At 70.0% G+C, this 25276-nt stretch carries 22 protein-coding genes and 1 other RNA gene; 17 read left to right on the top strand and 6 right to left on the bottom strand.

Features of this window, described 5'->3' with window-relative positions; translation table 11 throughout:
* Positions 1–179 precede the first annotated feature (179 nt).
* Positions 180–335: a hypothetical protein gene (locus ACGF3C_RS19105; protein ID WP_393223532.1), complete on the bottom strand. Its 156-nt coding sequence runs from the start codon at positions 333–335 to the stop codon at positions 180–182.
* A gap of 136 nt (positions 336–471) precedes the next feature.
* Here ACGF3C_RS19105 and efeU point away from each other — a divergent pair, with 136 nt between their 5' ends.
* The 8 genes from efeU (at position 472) to hpf (ending at position 9920) form a co-directional block, all read left to right on the top strand.
* Positions 472–1371, top strand: coding sequence for an iron uptake transporter permease EfeU (gene efeU, locus ACGF3C_RS19100; RefSeq protein ID WP_393223529.1), 900 nt, complete (start codon positions 472–474; stop codon positions 1369–1371).
* A gap of 22 nt (positions 1372–1393) precedes the next feature.
* Positions 1394–2527, top strand: coding sequence for an iron uptake system protein EfeO (efeO, locus tag ACGF3C_RS19095; protein ID WP_357228975.1), 1134 nt, complete (start codon positions 1394–1396; stop codon positions 2525–2527).
* A gap of 25 nt (positions 2528–2552) precedes the next feature.
* Positions 2553–3830 (top strand): iron uptake transporter deferrochelatase/peroxidase subunit, encoded by a 1278-nt coding sequence (gene efeB, locus ACGF3C_RS19090; protein ID WP_393223525.1) that lies wholly within the window; start codon positions 2553–2555, stop codon positions 3828–3830.
* 226 nt (positions 3831–4056) lie between these two features.
* Positions 4057–4746, top strand: coding sequence for an MtrAB system response regulator MtrA (gene mtrA, locus ACGF3C_RS19085; protein ID WP_030331519.1), 690 nt, complete (start codon positions 4057–4059; stop codon positions 4744–4746).
* A gap of 12 nt (positions 4747–4758) precedes the next feature.
* Positions 4759–6516, top strand: a complete 1758-nt coding sequence (gene mtrB, locus ACGF3C_RS19080; protein ID WP_357228979.1) for an MtrAB system histidine kinase MtrB — start codon at positions 4759–4761, stop codon at positions 6514–6516.
* Between the two features lie 32 nt (positions 6517–6548).
* On the top strand, positions 6549–8327 hold the full coding sequence (locus ACGF3C_RS19075) for an LpqB family beta-propeller domain-containing protein (RefSeq protein ID WP_393223641.1): 1779 nt from the start codon (positions 6549–6551) through the stop codon (positions 8325–8327).
* 4 nt (positions 8328–8331) lie between these two features.
* Complete coding sequence (locus ACGF3C_RS19070; protein WP_393223520.1) at positions 8332–9039, top strand: ComF family protein; 708 nt, start codon at positions 8332–8334, stop codon at positions 9037–9039.
* A 245-nt stretch (positions 9040–9284) separates the two neighbouring features.
* Complete coding sequence (hpf, locus tag ACGF3C_RS19065) at positions 9285–9920, top strand: ribosome hibernation-promoting factor, HPF/YfiA family (protein WP_357228985.1); 636 nt, start codon at positions 9285–9287, stop codon at positions 9918–9920.
* A 53-nt stretch (positions 9921–9973) separates the two neighbouring features.
* On the opposite strand, the gene ACGF3C_RS19060 is transcribed toward hpf, so the two are convergent.
* Complete coding sequence (locus ACGF3C_RS19060) at positions 9974–11086, bottom strand: GNAT family N-acetyltransferase (RefSeq protein ID WP_393223516.1); 1113 nt, start codon at positions 11084–11086, stop codon at positions 9974–9976.
* Positions 11083–12237 carry a GNAT family N-acetyltransferase gene (locus ACGF3C_RS19055; RefSeq protein ID WP_393223513.1) on the bottom strand — a complete coding sequence of 385 codons (1155 nt, stop codon included), beginning with the start codon at positions 12235–12237 and terminating at the stop codon, positions 11083–11085. Before ACGF3C_RS19055 ends, ACGF3C_RS19060 begins: the two co-directional genes overlap by 4 nt.
* 168 nt (positions 12238–12405) lie before the next feature.
* Between ACGF3C_RS19055 and secA the strand changes: the two genes are divergently transcribed.
* The gene (gene secA / locus ACGF3C_RS19050) at positions 12406–15333 is read left to right on the top strand and encodes a preprotein translocase subunit SecA (protein WP_393223510.1); all 2928 of its coding nucleotides are present in this window, start codon (positions 12406–12408) and stop codon (positions 15331–15333) included.
* A 104-nt stretch (positions 15334–15437) separates the two neighbouring features.
* On the opposite strand, the gene ACGF3C_RS19045 is transcribed toward secA, so the two are convergent.
* Together ACGF3C_RS19045 and ACGF3C_RS19040 are read right to left on the bottom strand one after the other, a co-directional pair.
* Positions 15438–16028, bottom strand: coding sequence for an Rv3235 family protein (locus ACGF3C_RS19045; protein ID WP_357233070.1), 591 nt, complete (start codon positions 16026–16028; stop codon positions 15438–15440).
* A 351-nt stretch (positions 16029–16379) separates the two neighbouring features.
* A complete protein-coding gene (locus tag ACGF3C_RS19040) occupies positions 16380–16607 on the bottom strand; it encodes a helix-turn-helix domain-containing protein (RefSeq protein WP_355005552.1) in 228 nt (75 codons plus the stop codon).
* A 216-nt stretch (positions 16608–16823) separates the two neighbouring features.
* Between ACGF3C_RS19040 and ACGF3C_RS19035 the strand changes: the two genes are divergently transcribed.
* Complete coding sequence (locus ACGF3C_RS19035; protein WP_357233072.1) at positions 16824–17333, top strand: DUF6912 family protein; 510 nt, start codon at positions 16824–16826, stop codon at positions 17331–17333.
* Positions 17334–17463: 130 nt separating this feature from the next.
* Here the strand turns inward: ACGF3C_RS19035 and ACGF3C_RS19030 are convergent, their stop codons facing one another.
* On the bottom strand, positions 17464–18591 hold the full coding sequence (locus tag ACGF3C_RS19030) for a hypothetical protein (RefSeq protein ID WP_393223506.1): 1128 nt from the start codon (positions 18589–18591) through the stop codon (positions 17464–17466).
* Between the two features lie 291 nt (positions 18592–18882).
* Here ACGF3C_RS19030 and pruA point away from each other — a divergent pair, with 291 nt between their 5' ends.
* The 7 genes from pruA to ssrA all read left to right on the top strand — a co-directional run bounded on the left by pruA (position 18883) and on the right by ssrA (position 25239).
* Positions 18883–20511 carry an L-glutamate gamma-semialdehyde dehydrogenase gene (pruA, locus tag ACGF3C_RS19025; protein ID WP_357203330.1) on the top strand — a complete coding sequence of 543 codons (1629 nt, stop codon included), beginning with the start codon at positions 18883–18885 and terminating at the stop codon, positions 20509–20511.
* 175 nt (positions 20512–20686) lie between these two features.
* A complete protein-coding gene (locus ACGF3C_RS19020; RefSeq protein WP_238666587.1) occupies positions 20687–21202 on the top strand; it encodes a PadR family transcriptional regulator in 516 nt (171 codons plus the stop codon).
* Between the two features lie 64 nt (positions 21203–21266).
* Positions 21267–22388 (top strand): peptide chain release factor 2, encoded by a 1122-nt coding sequence (gene prfB / locus ACGF3C_RS19015; RefSeq protein WP_357208119.1) that lies wholly within the window; start codon positions 21267–21269, stop codon positions 22386–22388.
* Positions 22389–22506: 118 nt separating this feature from the next.
* Positions 22507–23187: a cell division ATP-binding protein FtsE gene (ftsE, locus tag ACGF3C_RS19010; RefSeq protein WP_030331491.1), complete on the top strand. Its 681-nt coding sequence runs from the start codon at positions 22507–22509 to the stop codon at positions 23185–23187.
* A 67-nt stretch (positions 23188–23254) separates the two neighbouring features.
* Entirely contained in the window at positions 23255–24130 is an 876-nt protein-coding gene (gene ftsX, locus ACGF3C_RS19005) for a permease-like cell division protein FtsX (protein WP_112582377.1), read from the top strand.
* 149 nt (positions 24131–24279) lie between these two features.
* Positions 24280–24759, top strand: a complete 480-nt coding sequence (gene smpB / locus ACGF3C_RS19000; protein WP_124854050.1) for an SsrA-binding protein SmpB — start codon at positions 24280–24282, stop codon at positions 24757–24759.
* A 104-nt stretch (positions 24760–24863) separates the two neighbouring features.
* Positions 24864–25239, top strand: a transfer-messenger RNA (tmRNA) gene (gene ssrA / locus ACGF3C_RS18995).
* Positions 25240–25276: the final 37 nt, after the last annotated feature.

Raw genomic sequence — 25276 nt, 5'->3', positions numbered from 1 at the left:
TCTGCCCTGCACTCCGGCGATCTGCCCTGCACGCCCGCGATCTTGCAGTTTCGGTTGGAGATTCACGGCTTTAGGTGCGATATGTCGCCGCAGAAAGTGCAAGATCGCGGGGGCGCGGGGCGCGGGGGCGCGGGGTCCGGGGCCGGGGTGCGGGTTCGGGGTGCGGGGTCGGGGCTTGGTCAGGTGCGGCGGGTGGGGCGGGTGGGGCGGAACCAGGTCCAGATGCACCAGGCCAGCCAGCCGAGCGAGACGAGGGTGGCCAGTGCCCGTAGGCGTAGTGCGCTGAGCAGCAGTACCACGGCCAGGACCGTCAACCACGGCAGGAATCCCCTCACGGCGCGATCTTCGCACAGTGGAGTTCGCCGCAGACAGGGTGAGCTTGTCGTGAACGACTTGACGACGACGCTGGCCAGGAGGAAGGTATGCCTGCCCTAAGTCAACCAAGGCGTGCCTAACCTACTCGGAGCTCGGATGTTCGCCACCTACCTGATCGGTCTGCGGGAAGGGCTGGAAGCCACCCTGGTGGTCAGCATCCTGGTCGCCTTCCTGGTGAAGTCGCAGCGCCGGGACCGGCTGCCGCAGGTGTGGGCGGGTGTCGGCCTGGCCGTGGCGCTCTCGGTGCTCTTCGGCTGGCTGATCGAGTACACGTCGACCTCGCTGCTGTCCCGATCCGAGGATCGTGAGTTGTTCGAGGCGATCACCTCGGTCGCCGCCGTGGTCTTCGTGACCTGGATGATCTTCTGGATGCGCCGGGCCGCCCGGACCATCGCCGGCGAACTGCGGGGCAAGCTCACCGAGGCGCTGGCCGTCGGGTCCCTCGCCGTCGCCGGGATGGCGTTCCTCGCGGTGATCCGCGAGGGTCTGGAGACGGCGCTGATCTTCTATTCGGCCGCCCAGGGTGCGGCCGGCGACAGCGGCCCGCTGCTCGCGTTGATCGGCGGCATCGTCACCGCCGTGGTCCTCGGCGTGCTGCTCTACGCCAGCGCCCTGCGGATCAACCTCAGCAAGTTCTTCACCTGGACCGGCGCGCTGCTGATCCTGGTCGCCGCCGGCATCCTTAAGTACGGCGTGCACGACTTCCAGGAGGCCGGTGTCCTGCCCGGCCTGAACGACCTGGCCTTCGACATCACCAGCTTGCTCGACCCGAGCACCTGGTACGCGGCCCTGCTCGCCGGCATGTTCAACGTGACCCCCGCGCCCACAGTGCTGGAGACGATCGCCTGGGTCGCGTACGCCGTGCCGGTGCTCCTGCTCTTCCTGCGACCGGCCCGGCGTAAGCCGGCACCCACCGCGACCACCACCACCGTCACCGAGCGCGGGGCTGACACCGGCGCTGAGGCCGAGGCGGCGTCCGCGCCGCAGCGTGCCTGACCCACGAGGAGAGACAGCTCAGATGCGTACCACCCAGTTCTTCGCGCTGGCCGCCGCCGGCGTGCTGGCCACGGCCGGTCTGGCCGCCTGCTCCGACTCAGACAAGGGTGACTCGGCCGGGTCCGGCGGACCGATCGTGGTCAAGGCCAGCGACACCGCCTGTGAGGTCGGCTCGACCGACCTGGGCGCCGGCACCGCCACCTTCAAGATCACCAATTCGGGCGCGAAGGTGACCGAGTTCTACGTGTACGCCGACGGCGACCGGGTGATGGGCGAGGTGGAGAACATCGCCCCTGGGCTGAGCCGCGAGCTGCACGTGGAGTTGCCGGCCGGCACGTACCAGACGGCCTGCAAGCCGGGGATGAGCGGCAAGGGCATCCGGGGCGCGCTCAAGGTCAGCGGGTCGGCGCAGCCGCTCACCGCCGACGCCGCGCTGGGTGACGCCACTGACAACTACCAGCGGTACGTGAAGAGCCAGACCAGCGCGCTGTTGGACAAGACCGAGGAGTTCGTCGGCGCGGTCAAGGCCGGCGATGTGGCGAAGTCCAAGGCGCTCTACCCGGTCGCCCGCACCTACTGGGAGCGGATTGAGCCGGTCGCTGAGATCTTCGGTGACCTCGACCCCAAGATCGATGGCCGCGAGGAGGTTCTCGAGGAGGGGATGGAGTTCACCGGCTTCCACCGGATCGAGAAGGACCTCTGGCAGTCCGGCGACATCTCCAAGGACGGCCCGATCGCCGACCGCCTGCTGGTGGATGTCAAGGAGATCGTGGCCAAGGCGAACGCCGAGAAGCTCTCCCCGCTCCAGCTCGCCAACGGTGCCAAGGAACTGCTCGACGAGGTGGCCAGCGGCAAGATCACCGGCGAGGAGGACCGCTACTCGCACACCGACCTGTGGGACTTCGCCGCCAACCTCGAAGGTTCCAAGGCCGCTGTGTCCGCCCTGCGGCCCGCGTTGCAGCAGCGCTCGCCGGAGCTGGTCACCCAGCTGGACGCCGAGTTCACGAACGTCGAGGGCCTGCTCGGCAAGCACCGCGACGGCGACGGGTGGAAGCTGCACACCGCGCTGAGCAAGGCCGAGCTCAAGGAGCTCTCCGACGGGATCAACGCGCTCGCCGAGCCGATCAGCAAGGTCGCCGCGGCCGTCGCGAAGTGACCACCTGGCAGAGAGAGTCGAGTCGATGAGCGGAAGCAGGTTCACCCGGCGCCGGGCGATCACCCTGGCCGGCGCCGGGGTGGCGGGGGTCGCCGGAGTGGCGGCCGGCGCGGGGGCGCTGCTGAACGGCTCCCATGGCCCGGCCGCGGCGAGCGACCACCCGGCCGGGGCGGTGCCGTTTCACGGAGAGCACCAGGCCGGCATCGTCACCCCGGCGCAGGACCGGCTGCACTTCGTGGCCTTCGACGTGATCACCAAGGACCGGGCCCGACTCGTCGAGCTGCTGGAGGAGTGGACGGCCGCCGCCGTCCGGATGACGGCGGGGCGCGACGCCGGGGTGCTGGGTGCGGTCGGCGGGATGCCGGAGGCCCCACCGGACGACACCGGCGAGGCGCTCGGCCTGCCTCCCTCGCAGCTCACCCTCACCATCGGTTTCGGGCCGACGCTGTTCCGCGACGCCGACGGACGGGACCGCTTCGGCCTCGCCGAGCGTCGCCCTGCCGCCCTCGCCGAGCTGCCGAAGTTTCCCGGCGACGCGTTGCAGCCGCAGCTCTCCGGCGGCGACCTCTGCGTCCAGGCCTGCTCCAACGACCCGCAGGTGGCGGTGCACGCGATCCGTAACCTGGCCCGGCTGGGCATGGGCGTGGTGAGCGTCCGCTGGTCGCAGCTCGGCTTCGGCCGCACCTCGTCGACCACGCGGGAGCAGGCGACCGCGCGCAACCTCTTCGGGTTCAAGGACGGCACGGCCAACCTCAAGGCCGAGGACACCGACCTGCTGCGCGACCAGTTGTGGGTGCAGCCGGGCGACGGGCCGGACTGGATGGCCGGCGGCTCGTACCTGGTGACCCGCAAGATCCGAATGCTGGTGGAGACCTGGGACCGGACCGCCCTCGCCGAGCAGGAGGAGATCGTCGGCCGGGCCAAGGGCAGCGGCGCGCCGCTGGGTCGCGGCGACGAGTTCGACGAGCCCGACTTCGCCGCCCGTGGCGCGGACGGGAATCCGGTGATCGCCGAGCACGCCCATGTCACGCTGGCCCACCCGAGCCGGAACGGCGGGGCCCAACTGCTGCGCCGGGGTTACAACTTCGTCGACGGCTCGGACGGCCTCGGCCGGCTCGACGCGGGCCTCTTCTTCATCGCCTACCAGCGTGATCCACGCCGTCAGTTCGTGCCGATCCAGACGCAGCTGGCCCGGCACGACGTGATGAACGAGTACCTGCGACACGTCTCCAGCGGGGTGTTCGCCTGCCCACCCGGGGTACGCGACGGCGGGGAACACTGGGGGAGTGGGCTGTTCGGCTGACCGTCGTCCGGATGGCGACAGCCGGATCGGTCCGGCTTGCGGTGGCGCCGGGCGCCGCCAAAGGGGGATCATGGTGGCAGCCTGGCCCGCGGCCATCCGTGCGCACAGGCACCGCAGCACGTGGCGCCGCCGCCGCGGACCGCGGGCACCCGGTTTGACGGCGGCGCTGAGCGTTACCGGCGGACGCCGGTCCCACCGAACTGAATGAGGATGCAATATTAATCCCATGAGAGCCCGCGTACTGGTGGTCGACGATGACCCCGCGCTCGCCGAGATGCTCGGCATCGTGCTGCGCAGTGAGGGTTTCCTGCCCTCTTTTGTGGCGGACGGCGAGCGGGCGTTGGCCGCTTTTCGCGACAGTCGTCCCGACATAGTGCTGCTTGACCTGATGCTTCCCGGCATGAGCGGGATCGACGTCGCCAGGTCGATTCGGGCGGAGTCCGGCGTGCCCATCGTCATGCTGACCGCCAAGAGCGACACCGTCGACGTCGTGCTCGGCCTGGAATCCGGCGCCGACGACTACGTGGTCAAGCCGTTCAAGCCCAAGGAGCTGGTGGCCCGGATGCGGGCCCGACTGCGCCGAGGCGAGGACGTGGCCCCGGAGATGCTCACCATCGGGCCGCCGGACAACCAGATCACCATCGACGTGCCCGCGCACACGGTGAGTCGCAACGACGAGGAGGTGAAGCTGACGCCGCTGGAGTTCGACCTGCTGGTCGCGCTCGCCCGCAAGCCACGTCAGGTCTTCACCCGCGAGGTGCTGCTCGAACAGGTCTGGGGCTACCGGCACGCGGCCGACACCCGTCTGGTCAACGTGCACGTCCAGCGGTTGCGGGCCAAGATCGAACCAGACCCGGAGCGACCGGAAATCATCCTCACCGTGCGGGGCGTGGGCTACAAGGCGGGGACCGGATAGCCTGGTCGCACTGTGTCGACCTCGCCGCCCCCACCCTCCCCGAGTACGGCTGCCCGCCGGCCCAGCGCCGGCGGGGAGCTTTGGCGTGCGGTGAGTGGTCGGGTCGCTCGTGCGGTGGGTCGGGCACACCAGACCTGGCGTCGCTCGCTCCAGGTTCGGGTCGTGACCATCACGCTGGTCGCGTCCAGCCTCCTGGTCGGCGGGTTCGCGTTCCTGATCGCTGACAAGATCACCACCATCCTGCTCGACAGCGCGCGCAGCGACGTCCGGCAGCGGGTGACAACCGGCGCCAGCTACGCGGCCAAGCAGGTCTCCTTCTACGGGCAGCCGCAGGAGGCGCAGCTCCAGGAGACCATCGACGGCACTGTCAACTACCTGGCCGGCGGCGACCCTCAGCAGACCAGCGGGGTGGTGGTGGCCATCACCGCCGACGACTATCCCAACGACATCCAGACGCGCACCTCCCCGTCGGCGAACGTGCAGTCGCTGATCAGCCCCGAGCTGCGAGCCGCGATCGCCGACGGCAAGGTGGCCAGTCAGATCCGCACCGGGCGACTCACCGGCGAGAGCACCAAATACCTTGTCTACGGCTCGCCGGTGCCCACCCGCTTCGGCCAGATCGAGCTCTACTACCTGGTCCCGCTGGGCCGGCAGGACGTCACCGCCGCCGACGCCCGCGCCACTGTGGTGGCCACCGGGGTCGCGCTGGTGATCCTGCTCGGGTTGCTCGCGGCGCTTGTCACCCGGCTGGTGGTCAACCCGGTCCGGGTCGCCGCACGTACCGCCCAGCGGCTCTCCGCGGGCCTGCTCGACCAGCGGATGGTGGTCAACGGCGAGGACGACCTGGCCCTGCTCGCCGCGTCGTTCAACCAGATGGCCACCAACCTGCAACGGCAGATCCTGCGCCTGGAAGAGATGTCCCGGTTGCAACGCCGCTTCACCTCGGACGTCTCCCACGAGCTGCGTACCCCGCTGACCACGGTGCGGATGGCCGCCGACCTGATCTTCGCTGAGCGCGACGAGTTCGACCCGGCCGTCGCCCGCAGCGCCGAGCTGCTCCAGGCCGAGTTGGACCGCTTCGAGGAGCTGCTGACCGACCTGCTGGAGATCAGTCGGTTCGACGCGGGCTTCGCCATGCTGGATTCCGAGCCGACCGACCTGGTGCCGGTGGTGCACCGGGTGGTCGACCGGCTGGCGGGCCTGGCCGAGCGGGTGGGCGTACCGATCGAACTCGACCTGCCGGGCGCGCCGGTCATCGCCGAGGTCGACCCGCGCCGGGTCGAGCGGGTGTTGCGCAACCTGGTCGGCAACGCCGTCGAGCACGGTGAGGCCCGCCCGGTGCTGATCACCCTCGGCATCGACGAGACCGCCGTGGCGATCACGGTCCGCGACCACGGTGTGGGGCTGAAGGTTGGCGAGGAGAAGCTGGTGTTCAACCGGTTCTGGCGGGCGGACCCGTCGCGGGCCCGGCAGACCGGGGGCACCGGGCTGGGCCTGTCGATCAGCCTGGAGGACGCACGGCTGCACGGCGGCTGGCTGGAGGCGTGGGGTGCTCCCGGGCAGGGCGCGCAGTTCCGACTCACCCTGCCGGCCCGTGCTGGTGATCGGCTGACCACCTCACCGCTGCGGCTGGTGCCGGCCGACGCCGCCCTACCGTTCGGCGGCCCCCGCGACGGTGGGCCACTGGCCATCGGTCCCGGCACCGGCGCGGCACTGGCGATCGGTCCGGCTCCGGCTGGCGACGGGCAGCGGACGGAGGTGCGCTCGTGAGACGGCCGACTCTGTTCGGAACCCTCGGCGTGATGGTGCTGCTGGGCGCCGGCTGTGGCATTCCGGCGGCATCCGACGTGCGGGTGGACGGCAAGGGCAGCGCCGCGACCGAGGCCGGTGTGATCAGTCGGGGCAGTGAGCCACCGACGCGCACGGCCAGCGGCAGCGTCAACGAGACGTTCGTCCGCAACTTCCTGTCCGCCGCCGCCGGCGAGCCGGATCGGGCGTACGAGCGGGTCAAGGCGTTCATCGCCCCGGAGGACAAGACTCGCCTGCAGGACAAAAAGGGCAGCGAGGTCGCGCTGAACGTGGTCCGGCTGCGCGAGGCGGTCTACACCCTCAACAGCGACTCGACCACGACCGTCAAGATCGCCGTGCAGCAGATCGGGGTGCTGCGCACCAACGGCATCCTGGCCCCACCGGTGGCGACCGAGACCGAGTACGAGTTCGGCCTGCGCAGCGCGTCCTTCAACGGCGGCGTCAACGATGACCGGGCCGGCCTCTACGTCATCAACCCGCCCAACGTGCTGCTGCTCAGCGACACCGCCCTTCGGGAGTATTACCAGGACGAGACGATCTACTTCTGGAGTTCGGACCGCAGCCGCCTGGTGCCCGACCAGCGCTACCGACCGCAGGCGGTGCCGGTCGAGCGGCAGGTCAACGAGGTGGTGAAGTGGCTGGTCGGTGGCCCCTCCGACTGGTTGCGCCCGGGAGTCGTCGGGCTGCCGGACCGCACCGAGCTGATCAACAACGCCACCGGCGGCAACGGTCGGTGGGAGGTCAACCTGGACATGTCTGGCGACGACCAGAGCGGGATCGACCAGTTGATCACGCAGATCGCCTGGTCGCTGGGCGACCTCACCGGTCAGCTGGAGTTGAAGATCCGCAACAACGCGCAGCCCGTGGTGGACCTGGGCGAGCGACGAGACGCCCGAGTGCTCTACCCGTATGCCGCCAGCCCGCAGCGGTTCGGCGTGTACGACGGCGCGATCCACCCACTCGACTTCGACGGCGAGCCCAGCGGCACGGTGCCGTTGACACCCGAGGCCAACCGTAACGTCGTCTCCGCCAGCCTCGGGCTGGCCAAGGACCGCCGGATCCTCGCCGCGATGGTGGTCGCCAGCAGCGGCAAGAACCGGTACCGACTCGCCGTGGGCACGGGTGCCGACCCGGTCTCCGTGGTCAGCCGCAGCGGCGCCGAATACTCCTCGATCGGCCGACCGGTCTGGCTGCGTACGGTCGACAACCGCCCCAGCCGCGGCCTCGTCGTGGCCGACGGGCAGCTCTACCGGTTCGACGAGGCGGCCCGGATGTATCCGGTGCCGCTCAACCTGCCCTCCGCCGCGGTCACCGCGGTGGCTGCCGGGTTGGACGGCCAGCGGGTGGCGCTGATCGTCGGCGGCCGTCTCTACGTCGCCGCGGTCAACCTCGACGGCGGCGGGGCCTCCATCGGCCCGCCCCGAGAGCTGGTCACCTCGCTGACCAACCCGACGGCTGTCGACTGGGGCAGGGAGGACCAGTTGGTGGTGGCGGGGTCGGTCGGCCAGCCGGCGATCTACGAGATCAGTGTCGACGGCGCCCTGGAGACACCGCTGCGGACCGACCTCGGCGCCAAGGTCACCCACCTGACCGCGTACCCGACCAACCGCAGTGTGCGGACGCCCAGCGGGGCGTACATGTACGAGGCGAACGGGGTGGCCTACCGCAGCAGCCCATTCGAACGGATCGAGCCCGGCCGGGTACGCGACATCGCCCCGGTGCCGACCGGTGTCCGGCCGAGCAACCCGTCCGCGCCGTTCTTCCTCTACTGACACGGTGAGCGGGCTCTGGGCGGACCTCGCCGACCTGGTGCTGCCCGCCGACTGCGCCGGTTGTCGGGAGCGCCGACCCGGCCTGCGGCACGGGGTCTGCCCAGCCTGTGTCGTGGCGCTGGGTGCATTGCGGCCACGGGCGGTCCGCCCCACCCCCGCCCCGCCGGGCCTGCCGTCCTGCGTCACCCTCGGCCCGTACGCGGGTCCGCTGCGCGAGTCCCTGCTGGCGTACAAGGAACACGGCCGACACGGGCTTGCTCGCCCGCTCGGCGCGCTGCTCGCCGAGGTCGTCGCGGCGGCTGTCGGTGGGGCCCGTCCGCTGGCGTTGGTTCCGGTCCCGGACACCGCGGCGGCGGCCCGGTCCCGCTACGGAGACCACCTCGACCGGCTGGCCCGGCACTGCGCGGCCCGGCTCAACCGGAGCGGTTGGGCGGTGCGGGTGCACCGTCCGCTGCGGGCGTCACCCCGGCCCGACTCGGTCACCCTGGACAGCGCCGCGCGCGCGGCGGCGGCCGAGGCGGCCTTCCAGCCCCGCCCGACAGGGCCGCTCCAGGGTCGTGCCGGGGGCCCGGCGCCGGTCGTGGTGCTGCTCGACGACATCGTCACCACCGGCGTGACCCTCGCCGCCGCGAGCCGGGTGCTGACCGCGACAGGATGGGCACCGGGTGTTGCGGCGGTGCTCGCGGCGACCGAGAAAAGGCACCAGTCGTAACCCTTAGTGTTTCCGTTTCACCCGTTGGTGTACGAGCTGCGAAAAATCCTGGGTCGTCTCGGCAACATGGGGTGACTGCCGGGCAAACAAGAGTTAGCGTTTCGCTGTCGGGGGTAGGAGGTCGTTCCCACCACCCTCGGCGGTGAGAGGAGGCGTAGCCGTACCAACCGGTCGACGCCAGCGGGTCTCCCCACGGCGCGCGGCCGGGTAACCGGATCGAAGACCGTCCGAAAAAGGGAGGTCACGTGGACATCGTGGTCAAGGGCCGAAACGTCGAAGTGCCGGACCATTACCGGGTACACGTAGCCGAGAAACTCGCGAAGATCGAACGCTACGACCACAAACTTATTCGCGTTGATGTCGAGCTGTTTCACGAGCGCAATCCGCGCCAAGCCGACCACTGCCAGCGGGTGGAGATCACCTGCGTTTCCCGGGGCCCGGTCATGCGGGCCGAAGCCTGCACGAACGACTTCTACAGCGCGCTCGACGCGGCCATCGCGAAGCTCGACACCCGGCTGCGCCGCGCGGCCGACCGTCGCCGCGTACACCGGGGCCGGCACGCGCCGATCTCCGTCGCCGAGGCCACCGCTGGCCTGCCGGTCGCGGACCTGGTGCCCAACGCGCTGAGCGCGCCGAGCGATGGCGCCCGCGCCGGCACGGCTGTCGCGGAGCGGGTCGAAGAGGAGCACGACGACCAGCCGTGGCACATCGCCCGGGAGAAGGTCCACCCGGCGGAGCCGATGACCATCGACGACGCGTTGTTCGAGATGGAACTGGTCGGCCACGACTTCTACCTTTTCCAGGACAAGGAGTCCGGCCGCCCCAGCGTCGTCTACCGGCGCCACGCGTACGACTACGGCATCATCTCCCTCGATACCTGACCGGCAGCTCGTGGGGTTGCGGTGGGTGCCCCACCACAACCCCACGACACCGGTCAGCGGGGGTCGGCGGGCAGCAACGCGAAGGTCAGGTCGTCCAGGCGGGCGCCGGCCAGTCCGGGCAGTCGGCCGCGCTGAACTGCCTCGCGGCGAAAACCGACCCGCTCCAGCACCCGGTGCGACGCGGTGTTGTCCGGCACCGTTCCGGCCGACAGTCGGGCGATACCGACCGAGCCGAACGCCCAGCCCGCGAGCAACCGGACTGCCCTCGTCGCGTACCCCCGGCCGCGCCAGTCCGGCAGCAACGCGTAGCCGACCGACGCCTCGCCGGCGGCCACGTCGGTGTACGACAAGCCGCAACTGCCCACGGGCTCGCCGCTGGTCACGTCCGTGATCATCAGCCTGGCGATCTCGCCGGTCAGCCAGCCGCTCTGCGCGAGACGACAACGCCGCTCCATCGCCTCGCGGGTCGGCGGCACCGGCGGCGCCTGGTTCGCCACCACCTCGGGTCGGCTGTGCAACCGGTACATCAGCGCCGCGTCGTCCGGCGCGAGAGGGCGCAGCGCCACCACCTGGTCGGTGAGCGCCCCGCCGGGCAGGTCGGGCAGCAGCCGGGCGGTCGGGCCGGGCGGATCACCGGTGACGCGTACCCAGGCCAGCAGATCGTGCCGGCCCGCGTCGCGGGAGGCACCGGCCGACCGGCGCAGACCCTCGTAGCGGAATCCGGCGGCCAGCGCGACCCGTTGGCTCGGACCGTTCTCCGGTTCGGTGAGCAGTTCCAGCCGGGCCGCCCCGGCAGCGAACGCGTGCTCGCTCAGCACGCGGGTCGCCGCGGTGGCCAGCCCGCGACCGCGGGCCGCCGGCCGCATCCAGTAGCCGATCTCCAGCTGACCCCTGGCGGGCACCGGGTTGTTCAGCCCCACCGCGCCGAGCAGCCGATCGGTCGCGGGGTCCGCGACGGCGTACGCAGTGCCGCCGCCGGTCCAGGCCGCCGGGGCGCCGACGTCGATCCACCAGCGGGCGTCGGCCTCGGTGTACGGCGTCGGGAGGTTCGAGACGAACCGTTGGGTCAGCGGGTCCGCGCAGCCGTCGACGACGTCGGCGTTGTCCTCCGGGCGAAAGGGACGCAGCCGCACCCCGTGCGCCTCGACCACCGGCCGCAATCTCATCCCAGATCCTTCGCGAGAAGTGCCCCGACCCACACGTCCACCCGCTCGCCCCGGTGCTGCACGCCACCCCGGGCGGTCCCCTCCATCAGGAAGCCCGCCTTCTCCGCCGCTCGCCGGGAGGCGGTGTTGCCCACGTTCGCCTTCCACTCGATCCGCGCCAGGCCCAACGTGCTGAAGCCCCAGGCGCTGAGCGCGACCAGCGCGGCGGGCAGGTAGCCCCGGCCCCGGGCTGCCGGCGCGGTCATGAAGCCGGTGTCGGCCACCAGCGGGTCGGTGGGGGAGAGCCGCAGGTCGAGCGTGCCCACGTACCGGTCGTCGGCGTCGGCGATCATGAAACAGGCGGCGTCCCCCCGAGCCCAGGAGTCGCGGCCGTACGCCTGGTAGCCCTCCGCGTCGGCGCGGTCGTACGGGTCCGGCACCGTCGTCCAGCGGATGGTCTCCGGGTCCCGGCAGGTCTGCACCACCGCGTTCAGGTCCTTCTCCTCCATCGGCCGTAGCCGCAGCTCGCCAGCCCCGGTCTCGGCGAACAGAACGGGCTGCGGGCGGCCGAAGACGGCGGCCCGAAGGGCGGCGAGGGTGCCCGGTCCGGCCGGACCGGCCGACCCGGCGGCCGGCACCTCGCCGGGCAGCAGCGAGCCGATCCAGCCGTCCGCGCTTCCGGGCAGCAGCGCCGGGTCGGCCAGCCGCAACCTGCCGTCGATCCGGAAACCTGCCCGGAGGGCCACCAGCCGGGAGGCGTGGTTGCCCACCTCGGCCTGCCAGATGAGCCGGCGAAGCCCGAGGGTGTCAAAGGACCAGCGGGCAACCGCCCGGGTGGCCCGGACCATCACGCCTCGACCACGCGCCCAGGGTGCCGTCCAGTAGCCGATCTCACCGGTGCCGTCCTCGCCGATCGAGGTGAGCCCGCTGGAACCCAGCAGCTCCCCGGTGTCCGGGTCGCAGACCGCGAACGGTGCCCCGGTGCCCTCGGCCCAGGCCTTCCGGCTCATCTCGGTGACAAATCCGTGGGCGTGTTCCGGCCGGTACGGGCGCGGTACGGTGGTCCAACGCTGAATGTCCGGGTCCTGGCAGGCTCGGTGCACGGCCTCGGCATCCGTCTCTCGCCAGGGCCGCAGCAGCACGCCGTCCTCGATGATCTCCACGAGCTCCACCCGTGCATCCTGCCGTAGCGTTCGCCGACGGCGTAACCGGATAACGTTTGGGGCGTGTGCAGGACGCGAGTTATGTCGGGTTCGGCGGGGTCGAGCACCGCCACCAGTGACCATCGCGCCGATGAAGCGCCTACGATGGTTCGAGACTGTCTAGGGGAGCGTTGATCCGTGTCGATTCTGGAAAAGGTCCTTAACGCGGGCGAGGGCCGCATGGTGCGCCGCCTCAAGGCGATCGCCAATGCCGTCAGCTCGATCGAGGACGACTACGTCAACCTCACCGACGAGGAACTGGCCGGCATGACCGAACAGTTCCGGGAGCGGCTCGACGAGGGTGAGACCCTCGACGACCTGCTGCCGGAGGCGTTCGCGGTGGCCCGTGAGGCGGCCGCCAGGGTGCTCGGCCAGCGCCCGTACGACGTCCAGGTGATGGGCGGCGCGGCGCTTCACTTCGGCAACATCGCCGAGATGAAGACCGGTGAGGGCAAGACGCTGACCTCGGTCATGGCCGTCTACCTCAACGCGCTCTCCGGCAAGGGCGTCCACGTGATCACGGTCAACGACTACCTCGCCCAGCGTGACGCGGCGTGGATGGGCCGGGTGCACGAGTTCCTCGGGCTGACCGTCGGCGTGGTGCTGCCCAACCGGCCGGCAAGTGAGCACAAGGCCGCCTACGAGTGCGACATCACCTACGGCACCAACAACGAGTTCGGCTTCGACTACCTGCGCGACAACATGGCCTGGTCGAAGGAAGAGCTGGTGCAGCGCGGGCACAACTTCGCGGTGGTCGACGAGGTCGACTCCATCCTGATCGACGAGGCCCGCACCCCGCTGATCATCTCCGGCCCGGCCGAGCACTCCGCCCGCTGGTACGGCGAGTTCGCCGGCGTGGTGGCCCGGCTCCAGCCCGGCACCGACGGCGAGGGCGACTACGAGGTCGACCACTCCAAGCGCACCATCGCGGTGACCGAGCGGGGTGTCGCCAAGGTCGAGGACCGGCTCGGCATCGACAACCTGTACGAGTCGGTGAACACCCCGCTGGTCGGCTACCTCAACAACGCCATCAAGGCCAAGGAGCTCTACAAGCGCGACAAGGACTACATCGTCAGCGACGGTGAGGTCCTGATCGTCGACGAGTTCACCGGTCGCATCCTGCACGGCCGTCGCTACAACGAGGGCATGCACCAGGCGATCGAGGCCAAGGAGGGGGTGGAGATCAAGCAGGAGAACCAGACCCTGGCCACCATCACCCTCCAGAACTACTTCCGCCTCTACGAGAAGCTGTCCGGGATGACCGGTACGGCGCAGACCGAGGCGAGCGAGTTCAACAAGGTCTACAAGGTCGGCGTCGTGACCATTCCGACCCACCGCCCGATGGTTCGCGAGGACCGGCCGGACGTCATCTACAAGACCGAGAAGGCCAAGTTCAACGCCGTCATCGAGGACATCGCCGAGCGGCACCAGATGGGTCAGCCGGTGCTGGTGGGCACCGTCTCGGTGGAAAACTCCGAGATCCTCTCCCAGCTGCTGCGCCGCCGTGGCATCCCGCACAACGTGCTGAACGCCAAGTTCCACGCCCGGGAGGCCGAGATCGTCGCCCAGGCCGGGCGTAAGGGCGCGGTCACCGTGGCGACCAACATGGCCGGCCGCGGCACCGACATCCTGCTCGGTGGCAACGCCGAGTTCCTCGCCGCGAACGAGCTGCGCCAGCGCGGCCTCGACCCGCTGGAGAACGAGGAAGAGTACGCCAAGGCGATGGAGGAGGTCCTTCCGACCTGGAAGCAGGCCTGCGACGCCGAGGCGGAAGAGGTCTCGGCCGCCGGCGGCCTCTACGTGCTGGGCACCGAGCGGCACGAGTCCCGGCGGATCGACAACCAGCTGCGTGGTCGTGCCGGCCGGCAGGGCGACCCGGGCGAGTCCCGTTTCTACCTGTCCCTTCAGGACGAGCTGATGCGGCGCTTCCGGGCCGGAGCGGTCGAGGCGGTGATGGAGCGCTTCAACATCCCGGAGGACGTGCCCATCGAGTCGAAGATGGTCACCCGGCAGATCAAGAGCGCCCAGGCCCAGATCGAGGGTCAGAACGCCGAGATCCGCAAGAACGTGCTGAAGTACGACGAGGTGCTCAACAAGCAGCGCCAGGTCGTCTACGCCGAGCGGCTCCGGGTGCTCAACGGTGAAGACCTCTCCGACCAGGTCCGCAACATGATCGACGACACCGTCGAGGCGTACGTGCGGGGCGCCACCTCGGACGGCTACGGCGAAGACTGGGACCTCGATCAGCTCTGGTCCAGCCTCAAGCAGCTCTACCCGGTCGGCGTGACGATCGAGGAGTTGGAGGAGGAGGCCGGTGGCTCCCGGGCCGGCATGGACGCCGACTTCCTGGTCGCCCGCCTCAAGGACGACGCCAACGCCGCGTACGACCGGCGTGAGGAGCAGCTCGGCACCGAGGGCGTTCGCCAGCTCGAGCGGATGGTGCTGCTCCAGGTCATCGACCGCAAGTGGCGCGAGCACCTCTACGAGATGGACTACCTCCAGGAGGGCATCAACCTCCGGGCGTACGCCCAGCGCGACCCGGTGGTGGAATACCAGCGCGAGGGCTTCGACATGTTCGCCACCATGATGGAGGGCATCAAGGAGGAGACAGTCGGTTTCCTCTACAACGTCGACGTCCAGGTGACCGAACCGGAGCCGGAGGAGGGGGCCGACGAGGTCACCCTGCTCGACAAGCCGGTGGAGATCCGGGCCAAGGGCCTCAACCAGGCACCGCGGCGGCAGGGCCTGCAATACTCCGCCCCCACCATCGACGGTGAGGCCAGCCCGGGTGCGGTCGCCGTGGAGCAGGCCGAACAGCAGGCACCGGCGCTCGGTGTGGGCCGACCGGCTCCGGGTGCTCCGGCGGCACCGGGGCGGAGCGCGCCGTCCGCGCCGCAGCGGCCGGCATCCGGGTTGCGTGGCCCGGCTGTTCCGTCGGCTGCTGCCCGTCGGCCGGCACCGAACCAGGCGGAGGCGAGCAACGGCCCGTCCCGCAACGCGCCGTGCCCGTGTGGCTCGGGCCGCAAGTACAAGCGCTGCCACGGCGCGCCCAACGGCGGCAACTGACCAACAGCAGCTGCACCGACAGCGTCTGACCGACGGGTCCCGGCCGACCAGGCCGGGGCCCGTCGGTGTTCTTGTGAGCCTCGCCGCCGTGTGGGGCAGGCGGGTCAGAGCACGTGCAGGGCGACGCAGAGCCAGCGGCCCCGGCGATGTTCGAGGCGCAAAGCCATCGCCCAACTTCGGCCGCCCGCGCCGGTGAGGACGGCTGCCGCCTCCACTGCGGTCTCCCGGGGCTCACAGACCCGCAGGCGTAGCAGCCGGACCAGCGGCCGGCCGCTACGGCGGCGGGATGTCCCGGCCCGGCCGGATGCGCGGGCGAGCTCGGTCAGCAGGTCACCCGCTCGGGCCGGGTCGAGCAGCGCTCGCACCTGGGTCGGCGAACGGTAGCCGTTGACCACCTCCAGGCAGGTGCCGACGAAGCGGTGCGCGGCCCGGGTGGTTTCCGGTGCGGTCGACGGCGGCAACGACGCGACCGGGTGGGTGGTGGACCGGCTGGGCACCGGGCGCAGGGCTGCTCGCCGCTCCGCCGGCCGAACCGGGCTGGGTCGGGTGGAGGCGAACAGGTCGAGGGCGAGTTGACCGTCGGTCGGCCCCGGCCAGTACGACCCGTCGCTCTCGTCCACGTAGGGCGGGTCGAAGGGCGGAACGGGGCGTAGCCGCACTGGTGGTCGGGAAGGACCGGGTCGCGCTCCGCTCATCAGGGCCCCTTCGATCTTGCGTTTGCCTACGTTTGCCTCCGACTAGTTCGATTCTGAGTGACGGAACGGCCTCGGTCAATGGCTTCGCGGTGGCCTCGACCCGACAAAGGGCATGATCCACTCGGGTTCCTTGATGACGCGGTGTCCGAGCGGCCTCAATGCCCCGACTTCCGCGAAACCGAGTGGATCATGCCCTCGGCGGGCCTCGACGGGCCTCGACGGGCCTCGACGGGCCTCGACGGGCCTCGACGGGCCTCGACGGGCCTCGGCGGGCCTCGACGGGCGTCGACGGGCGTCGGCGGGCCTCGACGGGGCTCGGCGGGCGGGATGGACGGGTGGGGCGGGGCGCTGCTACTCCGGGTCGCGGTCGACCAGCGGGTTGCTCTGCACCCAGTCTGCCGTTTCATCGTATTTGCGCGCTATGTACTCCTCCAGCCGCGTGCGCTCGACGCGCCACTGGCCGCGCCCGCCGATCTTGATCGCCGGCAGTTCACCGCTGCGCACCATGTGGTAGACCTGCGAGTCCGACACGTTGAGCTCGGCGGCCACGTCGGAGAGCAGCAGGAACCTGGGTTCCACAGAAACTCCCGGGGTTGATGTCGTTTGGCTCAGTTTGCCACCGACAGACCCCGCCGCCCAGCGCCGCACCGGTCCGGTGGCCGACCAACCCGCGCGGGACACACCGGCGGGAAACTTCCTCCGGCCGGAGCCGGGGTGTATGACGGTCACGGCGTGCGGCATGATCTGCGCCCGTGCCGGCGGCCGCCGGTGGAGGACGACGCGGGGAGACGACCGGTGACCGACGAGCTTGTCCGGGTGTACGTGCCGGCGACCGTACCGATGCTGGCCCGGCTTCGCGAGGAGGGGCTGGCCGCCGACCAGGCGCACGCCGTGACTCCGGCGCTTCGTGAGTGGTACGCCGAGGGTGACGAGGAGGAGTTGGAGTACGTCGCCTTCACCCGCGCAGCCCAGGACGCCCTGCACCTGCTCCGGGCCGATCCGACCGCTCCCCGGCGTCGCGTCGTCGTCTCGGTCGACCTGCCGTCGGCGGCGGTCGGGCGCGCTGACGGTGAGCTCGGCTCCAGCTCTGTGGCGTTGACCAACGCCGTGCCGGTGGGCGCCGTCGCGGCCATCCACGTGGATGGCGCGGACGCGGCCGAGGAGGTCGGCGCGGCTGCCGACGTGGTGGCCGAGGCGGCGGCTGGTGACCCGGACGCCCAGTTCACCGTCGACGGCGCCGAGGACCACGAACTGGAGTGGTACGACGTGACGGAGCTGGACCAGCTTCTCCACGCCACCGACTGACCGGGAACACCGGCCCAGACCGCCCGAGCTGCCCCCGGCGCCGATCATGGAGTTGTGGTGGTGAGCATAAGCCGCACAGGCGGGTGAACCGCCCACCACAACTCCATGATCGACCGGGGAAGGGGGCGGCTCAGCGCGTTGGGTCTGCCTTTGCCTGGTCGGCGTCGGAGGTCTCAGGTGCGTCGAACGTCTCGGCCGGGTCGGCGTCGAACGCCTTGGCGTAGCCCGGCTTGTCGTCCGCCGGGTCGACCTGGGCCGCGACCGGGTTCGGGTCGTGGGTGGGTTCGTCGTCGTCGCTGTGGGCGGGGCTGAGCGTGCGGCCGAACGCGATGAGCGCGGTCAGCGCCCCCACGAAGAGCACCCAGATGCCGTTGTCGACCCGCGAGGTGCCCAGCGAGGTCTGGGCCACCGCGTCGGCCTCACTGAGCGCGCTGGCGAGGTCGAGCAGCGACCGGCCGCCAACCCTGATGATCACTTCGGCGAGCAGCAGGAGGAGCCCCGGGCCGGCGCCGGCGAGCAGGTACGCCGGCCAGCGCAGCGTCGGTGCCTCGGGATCGCGGCGGACGGCTCGACGCCGCGCCCACGTCAGGTAGCCGAAGGCCAGTAGCCCGGCGAGCAGCCCGGCGACGAGCGATTCGGTGCGGGACACCCACTTGGCTGCGTTGATCAACGACTCCTGGCTGTCGCCGGAGCCGAAGAGGTCGAACAGCGGGTCCCGGGCGCGGCTGAACGCGACCACGAAGATCAGCGTGCCCAGCGCGGCGGTGACCACAGCACCGATCGCCGGGGCGGTCCGCGCGCCGGCCAGCGCGCCGCCGATGATCGCCGCGGCCGCCGTGGTGCCGGCGATCACGTTGGTGGTGGACGTGTCGAAGTAGGTGAGGTTGATGGCGACCGCGGCGGCGAGCCCGACCAGCATTCCGCCGCCGATCGCCCCGGCGAAGCGCAGGGTGGCCCAGTCGCCGTACCGGCGGGCCAGCAGGTTGCCGGCGGCCAGCGCGACGGCTGCCCCGGCCACCAGCGCGGCCGAGATCACGCCGGGCAGGGCGAACGCGGAGAGGCTGATCGCGGTGACCCCGGCCGCCGCCGAGGTGATGGCCTCCCGGGTGGACCAGAGCATGGCGGCCAGCCAGCCGAGCGCCAGCAGCGCGAGCACTGCGGCGCCGGGGGCGGGAAGCGGCCGACTGCCGGCGCTGGCCGCGTCGACCACCGGCTCGTCCGACTCGGCGGCCGGGACGCGGCCGGGCTGCTTGGTCATCGTCTCCCCTTCGAGGCGGCAGGTCACCGACCATTCAGGGTACGCGGGCCCGCTGGGCTGCCTGTCGCCCCGGGACGGCGGGACGGATCGAGGCCGGTCGGTAAGGGGAGGAGGGGTGGGGCGGTCCTTGGCGCGGGGCGGTGGCGGAAGTGGGTCGCGCGGCCCGTCGTGGGAGAATCACGGGAGGTCCCGCCGCTGCTCGGCCTCCCGTGCGGTGTCCGGTGTCCGGCCATCCGGTCGGTGCCCGCGGGTCCGGTTTCGCCACTGCTGTCGAGATCGCCAGGAGCCTTGATGGATGCCGTGTTCTCCGTTCCCGAGCCGCGCAACGAGCCGGTTCGCAACTACGAGCCGGGCAGCCCCGACCGGGACCGGCTCCAGCGGCGGCTGACCGAGCTCGCCGCCGAGCGCATCGACCTGCCGATGACCATCGGCGGTGAGCAGCGGATGGCCGGCGGTGACCCGATCAACGTGGTGCAGCCGCACAAGCACGCCCACGTGCTGGGGGTGACCGGGCACGCCACCCACGACGACGCCCGCGCCGCGACCAGGGCGGCCAAGGACGCCGCGCCGATGTGGCGGGCGCTGCCCTTCGAGGAGCGCGCCGCGATCTTCCTGCGTGCCGCCGAGCTGCTCGCCGGTCCCTGGCGGGACACGCTCAACGCCGCCACCATGCTCGGTCAGTCGAAGACCGCGATCCAGGCGGAGATCGACGCGGCGTGCGAGTTCATCGACTTCCTGCGGTTCAACGTGCACTTCGCGCGTCGCCTGCTGGAGGAGCAGCCGGCATCCTCGCCCGGCGTCTGGAACCGCTTCGACCACCGCCCGCTGGAGGGTTTCGTCTACGCGGTCACCCCGTTCAACTTCACCGCCATCGCCGGCAACCTGCCGTCGGCGCCGGCCCTGCTGGGCAACACCGTGGTCTGGAAGCCGGGCCCGACCCAGCAGTTCGCCGCGCACTTCACGATGCGGCTGTTCGAGGCCGCCGGCCTCCCGCCCGGCGTGATCAACATGGTCACCGGTCGGGGCGAGGAGGTCTCCGATGTCGTGCTCGCCGACCCGGATCTGGCCGGCATCCACTTCACCGGCTCGACGAAGGTCTTCCAGCAGTTGTGGCGGACCGTGGGCGACAACATCTCCCGTTACCGGGGCTACCCGCGCCTGGTCGGCGAGACCGGCGGCAAGGACTTCGTCGTCGCGCACACCAGCGCCGACGTGGACGCTCTGCACACCGCGCTGATCCGTGGCGCGTACGAGTACCAGGGCCAGAAGTGCTCGGCGGCCTCGCGGGCGTACGTGCCGCGCTCGATCTGGGAGGGTGGGCTGCGGGACCGGCTGGCCGCCACCGCCGACTCGCTGACCTACGGCGACGTGACCGACTTCGGCAACTTCGGCGGTGCGGTCATCGACGACAAGGCCTTCGCCCGGCACACCGCCGCGCTGGAGCTGATCGCCGGTGACGACAGCTGCCGGGTGCTGGCCGGCGGCACCGCCGACGACTCGGTCGGCTACTTCGTGCGACCGACGCTCTTCGAGTGCGGCGACGCCGCTCACGAGACCTTCACCACCGAGTACTTCGGGCCGATCCTGGGCGTGCACGTGTTCGACGACGCCCGCTTCGACGAGGTCGTCGCGCAGGCGGAGTCGATCGCCCCGTACGCGCTGACCGGCTCGGTGTTCGCCACCGACCGCCGGGTCGTCGAGTCGGTCGGCGAGCGGATGCGGTACGCGGCCGGCAACTTCTACATCAACGACAAGCCGACCGGCGCTGTGGTCGGGCAGCAGCCCTTCGGTGGCGCCCGTGCCAGCGGCACCAACGACAAGGCAGGCTCCTGGCTGAACCTGGTCCGCTGGGTCTCTCCGCGGACGATCAAGGAGACCTTCGTGCCGCCGACCGACCACACGTACCCCCACATGGGCTGACCGGCGACGACCCGCCGGCGGCGCGTGGCGCCGCCGGCGGGATGCCCGGAATGTGGCAATCCATCGATAGTCCTCAACGGACAGTCTGCCGCCGACAGTGCACTTAGGAAGTCCTGTCGGGTGGCAAACCGGCAAATCCTGGACGCCGGGTGCGCAAAGTGGCAGCGTAGTGGCCATGGCGGATTCCGGAGTCAACCCTACGGCGGCGGCCCTTCTCGGCCTCCTCCACGAGGGCCCGATGACAGGCGGTCAGTTGATGGCCGCCGCTGAGCGCCGTCTGGCGCCGTACTGGTCGATGACCCGCAGTCAGGTGTACCGCGAGTTGCCGGTGCTGGCTGAGCGGGGTTACGTGCGGCTCGGCAAGCCGGGCCCGCGGATGAGCCAGCCCTACGCACTCACCGCCAGCGGAAAACGGACGTTTTCCCGCTGGCTCGCGGAGAACCCGGGGCGGGACACCATCCGCAACCCGATAGCGCTCCGGATGGCGTTCGGCAACCTGCACTCCGCCAGCCAGCTGAAGGGCCTGTACGCCTCGGCCAACGAATACCACACCGAGGCCCTCGCCCAGGTGCGGGAGCAGGTGAAGAACGCCAAACGGGACGGCGAGACGTACGACGCCAGCGCGCTGGAGTTCGCCGTCGCCTACCACCGGGCGGCCCTGTCGTGGTTGAAGTCCGCCCCCGTCGGGTGACGCTCGGCGGGTTCGCGCATAGGGAACGAGCTGCTCCGCTCCCGACGCAGTACGCTTGTCTGTCGTGACCGCTGCCGATTACGCCGAACAGCTCAAGGAACTCGACGCGACCCTGCGAAACATCGAGGCCGTCCTCAACCTCGACCGGCTCCACGAGGACAAGGCCCGCCTGGAGCAGGAGGCCTCCGCCCCCGATCTGTGGGACGACCAGGCCAAGGCCCAGCAGGTGACCTCGCAGCTGTCGTACGTCAACGGCGAGATCAGCAAGCTGGGCAGCCTGCGTTCCGGCCTCGACGACGCCCAGGTGCTGCTGGAGCTGGCCGAGGCCGAGGCCGACCCGGGTGTGTTGACCGAGGTCGAGTCGGAGATCACCGGGCTGACCAAGGCCATCCAGGAGATGGAGGTCCGCACCCTGCTCTCCGGCGAGTACGACTCCCGGGAGGCGCTGGTCGCCATCCGAGCCGGCGCGGGTGGCGTGGACGCCGCGGACTTCGCCGAGATGCTGCTGCGGATGTACCTGCGCTGGGCGGAGCGGCACGGCTACCCCACCGAGGTCTACGAGACGTCGTACGCCGAGGAGGCGGGCCTGAAGTCGGCCACCTTCGCGGTCAAGGTGCCGTACGCGTACGGCACGCTCAGCGTCGAGTCGGGCACGCACCGGCTGGTCCGGATCAGCCCGTTCGACAACCAGGGCCGTCGGCAGACCAGCTTCGCGGGTGTCGAGGTTCTGCCGGTCACCGAGCAGACCGACCACATCGACATCCCGGAGAACGAGGTTCGGGTCGATGTCTACCGCTCCTCCGGGCCGGGTGGGCAGAGCGTCAACACCACCGACTCGGCGGTGCGCCTGACGCACATTCCGACGGGCATCGTGGTGACCTGCCAGAACGAGAAGTCCCAGTTGCAGAACAAGGCCTCCGCGCTGCGGGTGCTTCAGGCTCGGCTCCTGGAGCGCAAGCGCCAGGAGGAGGAAGAGAAGATGGCCGGCCTCAAGAGCGGCGGCACGAGCTCGTGGGGCGACCAGATGCGCTCCTACGTCCTGCACCCGTATCAGATGGTGAAGGATCTCCGAACCGAGCAGGAGACCGGCAATCCGAGCGGGGTCTTCGACGGCGACCTCGACGATTTCATCGAGGCCGGCATCCGTTGGCGCAAGCAGCGTCAACTCGCCAACGACACTGCGTGACGGCTCGCGGGCGGAGCGCGTCATCGATCTCCAGGTAGAGGCCTGATTCGACGACGCGCGCCGGATCTGTGGGGCGTGGGGCTTGGCTCAGTTGTTACACCGCGTAGACTCACCACCCGTGATTCAGCTTGAGCAAGTGACGAAGACGTACCCGAAGGCGTCCCGGCCTTCGCTCGACAACGTGTCCGTCTCGATCGAGAAGGGCGAGTTCGTCTTCTTCATCGGTCCATCCGGCTCCGGCAAGTCCACGATCATCAAAATGCTGCTGCACGAGGTGGCCCCCAACAAGGGGCGCGTCGTCGTCAACGGCAAGGACGTCACGTCGATGCGCTCCTGGAAGCGACCCCACTTCCGGCGCTCGATCGGCTGCGTCTTCCAGGACTTCCGGTTGCTGCCCAACCGCACCGCCTACGAGAACGTGGCGTTCGCCCTTGAGGTGATCGGCAAGACGAAGGCGGTTGCCCGCCGGGTCGTGCCGGAGGTGCTGGAGCTGGTCGGGCTCGGTGGCAAGGAGCATCGCTACCCGCACGAGCTCTCCGGTGGTGAGCAGCAGCGGGTCGCCGTCGCCCGGGCGTTCGTGAACCGTCCGCTGATCCTGCTGGCGGACGAGCCCACCGGAAACCTGGACCCGGACACCTCGATCGAGATCATGCGTCTGCTGGACCGGATCAATCGCACCGGCACGACCGTCGTGATGGTCACCCACGACTCCAACATCGTGAACCAGATGCGCCGCCGCGTCGTTGAGATTGAGAGCGGTCGCATCGTGCGTGACCAGGCCCGCGGCGTCTACGGGTGAGCCGGCGCTCCACCCCTGCGCAGCCTGACGACGAACACCTCATGCCGGAGACCCGGAGGAAATCCCGATGCGCGTGAAATACGTCCTGTCCGAGGTACTGGTCGGACTGTGGCGCAACGTGACCATGTCCATCGCGATGATCATCACGATGGCGGTCTCGCTGACCATGCTCGGCGCCAGCGGTCTGATGTACCGCCAGGTCGACGACATGAAGGACCTCTACTACAAGAACATCCAGGTCTCGATCTTCATGGAGCAGGAGGTGAGCGAGCAGCAGCGCACCGACCTGCAGACCAAGCTCGACGGCGACCCCCTGGTCAAGGAGGTCATCTACGTCGACAAGGCCCAGGCGTACGAGCGCTTCAAGTCGATGTACCAGGACGCGCCGGATCTGGTCAACGCGGTCAAGCCGGACCAGCTGCCCGAGTCCTTCCGACTCACACTGAACAATCCGGAGCAGTACAAGAACGTCTACGACCAGTACAAGGACACGGAGGGTGTCGAGGAGATCGTCGACCAGAGTCGACTGCTCGACAAGATCTTCAACATCCTCACCGCGATCCAGAACATCGCCCTGGCCGCCGCCATCGTGATGGCGGTCGCCGCCCTGCTGCTCGTCGCGAACACCATTCAGGTGGCCGCGTACAGCAAGCGGCGTGAGGTGGCGGTCATGAAGCTGGTCGGCGCGTCCAACTGGTTCATCCAGGCGCCGTTCGTGCTGGAGGCCGTGGTGGCCGGCCTGATCGGTTCACTGCTCGGTCTGGTGGCCCTGGTCGCGGCGAAGTATCTGCTCTTCGACGGGTCGCTGAGCGCGTTGCAGGGTCTGCTCTCGCCGATCACCTGGGGCGACATCCTGTTCATCTTCCCGCTGATGGCCGGCGTCGGTGGTCTGGTCAGCGCGGGCACCGCCTGGATCACCCTGCGCTTCTACCTGCGGGTCTAGGCACCGTACGGGTCGTCCCGTGGTCTCCCGAGGACCCTCCCGCAGCCGGAAATAAACGGCGCGGGAGGGTCCTTGTGATTCGGGTAGCATGATCGGTTGTCCGGCCGGGGTGAGCCCGGCCGCGGACGCCAGGAGAGGGGGTGGCACCGATGCCACGGGAAAAGGGGCGCAAGGTGGTCGCCTCCAACAAGAAGGCGCGCCACGACTACGCCATCTTCGACACGTACGAGGCGGGCATGGCGCTGACCGGCACCGAGGTCAAGTCGCTGCGGGCCGGGCGGGCGTCACTTGTCGACGCGTTCGCGCAGGAACGTGACGGCGAGTTGTTCCTGCACGCGATGCACATCCCGGAGTACACCCAGGGCACCTGGACCAACCATGAGCCTCGGCGTACCCGCAAGCTGCTGCTCAACCGGGGCGAGATCGACAAGCTCCTCGGCAGGACCCGCGAGGGCGGTTTCACCATCGTCCCGTTGCAGGTCTACTTCTCGGACGGCTGGGCCAAGGTCGAGATCGCCCTGGCCAAGGGCAAGAAGTCGTACGACAAGCGCCAGGATCTCGCCAAGCGCGACGCGGACCGGGAGATCGCCCGGGTGTCCGGTCGACGCGGCAAGGGAATGGACGACTAGTTCATCCTGTTTGCCCGGGTCGGCGTGCCGGCCCGGGGCTCGGGATGAAAGCTGTTGCGGCAGGCGTTAGTCTTGTCAGTGCCGCCACATCGGCGGCCTGTCGAGGGGGTGACTGGTTTCGACTTCGTACGCAGCGACAGGGGAAGCGAGCCGAGGAAGCCGACGTCGTCTCGAGAATCGGTCGTCGGAAACTTATAAGCGCCAAGCAAAATCGCGCTGACTTCGCTCTCGCCGCCTGAGGCGAGTAGCTAAGTCTGTCGGCCTGGGAACGCCTTCGTCCCAGTAGCCGGCATCAGCTAGGAGGCTGGCCAATCGGACCCGGTCGCGGGGTCCGTGCGGCGAGATTAATCAGCGACTGGGCCCGTCACACCAACTTGCTCGCGTGAGCGGTGGGGCCGAGTAGAGGCACAGCGAGCTGCGCTCGGAGAAGCCCTGACAAACCGGCGAAGGACCCGGGTTCGATTCCCGGCACCTCCACCACCTCGAACGAAGCGCCCCGGCCCACCAGCCGGGGCGC

It is taken from the genome of Micromonospora sp. NPDC047762, assembly GCF_043204655.1.
Lineage (GTDB): Bacteria > Actinomycetota > Actinomycetes > Mycobacteriales > Micromonosporaceae > Micromonospora.
This window is presented reverse-complemented; position numbering and strand designations above follow the sequence as displayed.